General features: G+C 43.9%; 1 protein-coding gene. It reads left to right on the top strand.

Translation table 11 applies throughout. From position 1 onward, the window contains the following. Positions 1–295 precede the first annotated feature (295 nt). Positions 296–1,029: twin-arginine translocation signal domain-containing protein (locus B7Y67_RS19280; RefSeq protein ID WP_293600015.1), on the top strand; the 734-nt coding region annotated here is incomplete at its 3' end.

The raw sequence follows: 1,029 nt of genomic DNA on the forward strand, positions 1-1,029 counted from the left end.
TCCACGAATTTGCTTACACATTTGCTTACACACCGACACAGACCGCCCGCAGAGCCCCTGTTTATATGGGTCTATCTTGGGTGTCTGCTCTCATAATCCTTTGGTCCCAGGTTCAAGTCCTGGTGGGCCCACCAATGAAATTAACGACTTAGGGAGAAATTCCTAAGTCGTTTTTCTATTGATGCCGCAAAGTATCGAATCAAGGTGTGGAAATTTTCGAATAGTTAGGATTGCTAGGCATTAAGAAAGGTTTGATATAAAGATAGTTATTGGGATAACAATTAACTGGGCTAATATGAAACGATCTTCTCGACGCAATTTCTTAAAATCCTCCGCTGCAGGCGTGGCAGCTGTCGCAAGCACACAGGCATTTTCACAATCTCCCAATCTATCTAAGAAAACGATAGCCGAGGTGAGAGCATTAGAGGCTAAAGAAATTCAGAAAACGACCTCTGGCTGGAATGATGGCCTAGCTCATCCCATACCGTATAAAAATCCCCCAGGAAAGGGTAAGGATCGGGCAATCGTTTTGGGTGGTGGCTCTGAATATATGAGCTCTTTTTTAGTTGGCTACTTTCATGCCATGCTGACAAATGGAATTGATCTGCGCTTGGCTGATATCGTTGTCGGCACCTCGGCTGGTGCAGTATTAGGCAGCGCTTTATTGGGTAGCCGTCTAGATTTATTTTCTGCAGAATTTAATTTATTAGCAGACTATCCAAAGATCATGGCTAAGTTAGTGCCAACCAAGAAGTTCTCCCCTAGCCAGGAGCGAGTAATGAAAATGGGTCTCACTGCTAAGGATGGTAATCCAGATACTATTCAGGCAATTGGTCATGCTGCGATGGCTGCAAGATCCATACCATCTGATAAGTTTCAAACAAACATTAAAGTGTTTCTAGGGGATATGAAAACTATCCCGAAAAAAATGTATATCACCACCATTGATTGTTATACCGCTGAGCGTTTAGTGATCGCCCCGGATATGGGTGTATCAGTGATTGATGCATGTGCTGCCAGTGCCTCTGC

The organism is Polynucleobacter sp. 35-46-11 (assembly GCF_002281105.1).